The sequence below is a fragment of the Flavobacteriales bacterium genome, from assembly GCA_013001705.1.
Classification (GTDB): domain Bacteria; phylum Bacteroidota; class Bacteroidia; order Flavobacteriales_D; family JABDKJ01; genus JABDLZ01.
Genome location: JABDLZ010000014.1, coordinates 1 through 4844, shown reverse-complemented (window position 1 = coordinate 4844; position 4844 = coordinate 1). Strand labels below are relative to the sequence as shown.

Below are 4844 nucleotides of genomic sequence, written 5' to 3'. Positions count from 1 at the left end.
GGTTCTTCCATGACGAAGAACTCATTCTGTATACACTCATTGTCATCCACAATGATGATCTCATAACCCACTGTGTCTTCTGAAGCACAGAGATCGGTGAGGTCATCAAATCCGGCTCCCATCCCTTGTGACGTAAAGCCAATGGATTGCTCGAACCAGGTGAATTCATAGTCATAGGCCGGATCTACGGTACCTCCTGTGGCTGTGATGTAGATAAATCCATCACAAGCATCTGGACAGGAGACTTCAAATCCATTGTAGTCCGATACACTGTCGGTCAGGATCAAGAGGTCTTCAGGTGCGGTGACCGTGATCCTTCGCTCGAAGGTGCAGTCGAGCGAGTCGCTCAGTATGATGAGATATTGTCCTTTACAAAGGTCGGTAAGGTCTTGATCCGTGCTCAAAGTATCCAGCCCATCGAAGGCAGTGGATGAAGTATCGATCGGGAATACAGGTCCGAACCAGGTGTAATTGTACGGAGGTGTTCCTCCTACAGGTGTGAAGTCGATGCTTCCTGAGCAGTTGTCAGCACACAGGGTAGGTTCCATCTCAAAGAAGTAATTCAACTCCGGTGGCTCATTGATGACCAGACAGGTGTCCAGCGTACACCCTTCGGTATCGGTGATGGTCACACACCACAGGCCTGCGCATACATTGCTGATATCCTCAGTGCTGTATGTGCCTTGATTGCAATTCCCGCCTTGCCAAAGGAAGGTGAATGGACCTATTCCTCCACTTACTGTAGCATCGATGGCACCGGTACTGTCACCAGCACAGAGCACATCCGTAATGTCGAATGTGGCGGTGATCTCAGGTGAGATGATAGTTATATCTATTATCGTATCCACCTTACAATCATTGGCATCCGTCACGGTGACCGAGTACTGCCCGGGCTCGCAGAAGCTAGCTGCGGGTGAGAACTGCGGAAAATCAGGACTCAATCCTGCAGGTACGGTTTCCCACTCGTAGGTATAGGAAGGGGTACCGGGTGTTCCTCCTGACCCGATGGCCAGTGCATTTCCACAGGACTGGCCTTCACATTGGATATCATTTTCCACAGCAATGGACACTTCTAGTGGACTCGGTTGCTGTATCACTACCGGGAATTCCACAAAACATCCATTGTCGTCAGTAATGGTGACCACGTAAGTGCCTGCGCTCAATCCAGTGCGAATAGGTGAAGTGCTTCCATTATCATCCCAGAGATACTGATAATCGGATCCCACGGCTATAGTGCCACCTTGACCAGCGACTTCTACCGAACCGGTATTCTCGCCATTACAGGCGACATCTACCTGATCGACTATGATTCCTTCAAGATCTGCAGCAGGTTCTGGAATCTCTACTATAATAGATCCTGTGCAGTTATTCTCATCCACCAGTTGCACGGTATATGTGCCTGCAGGTGCCTCACTATAGGTGAGACCAGAGTTGACCGGTGTAGCCCCATCGAACCACGTGACCGAGGCACAGTTCCCACTACCTCCTGTACATTGAATGGTGGCTGATCCAGTCTCTTCGCCAAAACAGGTGACCGATTGAAGATCGGTGATCACTGCGCTCAAGACATCCGGTTCGCTAAGAGTAATGGTGGTTTCAGCGGTGCAGCCATTGGCATCCACTATGGAAACGGTCACCGGACCGGCTCCCATATTATCAGGCCCTGAAGTGTATGTGGTGTCAAATGGTGCCGTCCCACCTACGATGGCCACGTCTATGAATCCGTCTGTAGCTCCGTTACAAGAGACATTGAATCCTCCTACATATTCTGAAGGGGAAATGACCACTTCGATTGGAGGTGCCAGACCTACTGTCACTTCATCGAAAATCTCGCATCCTGCCGCATCGATGACACGCACCTGATAGGTACCCGCACATAGATCGGTCAGATCTTCTGGTGCTGGATTCCCATTCCAAGTGATGTTGTAGGGCGGAATACCGTTGTTGATGGTCATGTCTATGGCCCCATTACAAACGTCTTCACAGGTGATACCTGTGACATCGAAGTCCAGTGACATATCGCTCACCTGTACCAATAGTTCTTCTTCAGCTGTACAGAATGCGATAGTCGTATTGATCATCACATTGGTGGTCTGCGTGGGAGTGACGGTCACTTCTGTCGATGTATTGTCCGGGTCAAAGGTCACATCAGGTGAAGCGGACCATACGAAGGAAGTCCCTCCGCTATCCAATGAAAGAGTAGTCGACTCACCGAGGCAGAGCATGTCATCTCCACTGATGTACACCTCTAAAGAATCATTGATAAATGTTCTCAGACTGTCGAGAAGGATATTCTCACATAGTGGATTCTCCACTATCACATCGATGAATTCCATTCCTTCATCCACCCCATCTTCTATGGTAGTGATATCCAAGAAGGCACACAGGTCACCTGCCGGTATGGTGATCATATGCTCGAATGCCGGGTCTGGGTCATCAATAAGCTGATAATCCGTCCCGTTGACTGCCGAGCCTTGTAAGAAATAGACTACATCCACATCGGTGGGGCTGGGATTCTCCAAGCAGAATGAGATAACGGCATCGTTACAGCCTTCATACATGACACTATTGCCCCCCTGGGTCTCTACTTCTACTATTACATTGTTACTCTGGATCTTCTCGATGAATACTCCAGAATCCCATAATCGGTCCGTTGCATCAGCGATGATCAATTCCAGATGATAGGTCTCACATGGGATCAGGCCATCGGCAATAGCGATCAGATTCTTGGTCCACCCATCGTACTGGATCTCAGCAATGGGACTCAGTGGATTGAAGGTGAAGAATTGCGGATTGACCGGTGGACATGCAGAACCCTGATTGGGGTTTCCTCCATTCACATCGTTGATGGTCACCGGGTCATTCGTTCCCGGTATAAGAGCGATGTTCTGAGCTCCGCTCAATCCTGGATCTCCTACGATACCCGGACCACTGATAAAGAATCCAAAGACATCATTGAAGTTGGTACATACATACTCACTGTACTCCTCTGATGCAAAAGAGAATTCGAATGTGATGGAATCACCGGCAGGTATGATATCGAACTCGAGTTTGCAGGCATCTCTTGTGGAATAGCCTGAGATGATATCCAATTTGGGATCTCCATTGGCTCCCACATAGGCTGTACTCTTACTCTCGGTATCGTTGGGTCCAAGTGCATTGGTGATCCTACCCGTTGTAAGGATCACTCCCTCACCCAATTGAAAGCTATCCACATCCGCTGTGAAGAGGCCATACGCACCTTCTTCTCCTGTGACGGTGGGATTCAGGATCTCTACATTGTTTCCTGAGATGATGGTGGCCATCTCTTCAGGAGTGACCTGATCATTGACAGTCAACTGCCCGGTGAGCGGACCAGTAAGGCCGATCAAGATCCAGGTGAACAAAGTGGTTATACTCCGATTTCTCATAGTACTCTGTTAGATAAAGGAATTCTGTCGCAGTACGACATCATATCATTTTTCAGGGGATAGTTCTTCTTGCATGGCCTGCCTGCATGAGGTCATCACATCATACGCTGACATACCTTCTTTGACCAAATACTGGTCAGCCTCGAACAACTCGTTCAATCGTACGGTACTGTACCCTCTGGTCTCATTCCCAGACATAGGTGAATCCATCCTGGATTCTATAACTACCAATCCGAGGATATCACAGGAATTGACCACTTGCACATGATCGTCATGCCGGAACATCTCGTAGATGGAGAGATTCTTTTCCGTGGTGAAATCCTTCAATTGGATGACCACGGTATGGGTATCGTCTTGAGCCACAACATCAAGTGTAGCACCGAAAACGAACATTACGGATAAGAGCAGAAGTAAAGAATATTTCATAGCGTTCAGTAGTAGTTAGCTGCGTAGATCTTGCGTACAAGATTTCCACAAAGATCCATCTAATATCAACAAGGCTACAGGTCTAAGGTAGATTTTTTAAGACACAATGTTGAATACCTACCTTTTTTAGACTGCCGCCCTTTGTCTGACAGCCTCATATAAAAAGATACCCAGTGCAACACTCACATTCAATGATCCTGTAGAGCCTTTCATAGGTATTTTAAGCTTCGCATCGCAGAGGGTCAATAGTTCTTCAGATACACCATCTTCTTCCGAGCCCATGAGTATGGCCAAAGGGCCTGAAAGCCCGGCTTGGAATACGGTATGTTCAGCTTTTTCAGTGGCCGCCACAAGATGGAGCCCCGTCTGTTGGAGATACCTCAGCGAGCGATCGAGGTCCGGAGTCCTGCATATGGGCAATCTTCCAATCGCTCCTGCAGATGTTTTGATGGCTTCTGTGGTTATCTGTGCGCTCCCTTTTTCGGGTATCAGAACGGCATGGGCACCCAGACTCTCAGCCGTACGGACTATTGCACCAAAATTCCTGACATCCGTGATTCGGTCCAGGACAATGACCAGTGGAGATGCCCCTCGCTCATAGACAAAGGGGATGATATCCTCCAGTTCTTCGTAGCTGATCAAGGCATGCAACGCCACGACACCTTGATGATTCACATTGGTCAAACGGTCCAACTTCTCATTGGGAACAAAGCTGAAGGGTATCCTGCGTTCTTTGGCCCGTGTGATGATCTCTTCGATACCTGGACCATGGTTTCCTTTACGGATGAATAACCGTTCGATCTCGCGTCCATCACGCAGTGCATCATTGCAAGCATGGATTCCTGCTGTAAGTTGTTTAAGGGATTTGAAACTCATGCTTTTTAGGGGCTTATGGTCCTTCCACTTCTCCATGCATCCATCGTCAGATACCAACTGGGCCTGTGATCGAGGGTCCGGTCCAATATGTAATCTCCTTCTTTGAAGAACGTGAATTCCAAGGGATCTTCA

The 4844-nt window shown here is 48.4% G+C and carries 3 protein-coding genes; all 3 read right to left on the bottom strand.

The window, feature by feature from the left end:
- The coding region (locus tag HKN79_00425) for a hypothetical protein (protein NNC82016.1) at nt 1-3410 on the bottom strand (3410 nt) is incomplete at its 3' end.
- A 45-nt stretch (nt 3411-3455) separates the two neighbouring features.
- Nucleotides 3456-3836: a hypothetical protein gene (locus tag HKN79_00420; protein ID NNC82015.1), complete on the bottom strand. Its 381-nt coding sequence runs from the start codon at nt 3834-3836 to the stop codon at nt 3456-3458.
- A 126-nt stretch (nt 3837-3962) separates the two neighbouring features.
- Entirely contained in the window at nt 3963-4712 is a 750-nt protein-coding gene (gene rlmB / locus HKN79_00415) for a 23S rRNA (guanosine(2251)-2'-O)-methyltransferase RlmB (protein NNC82014.1), read from the bottom strand.
- Between the last annotated feature and the right edge of the window lie 132 nt (nt 4713-4844).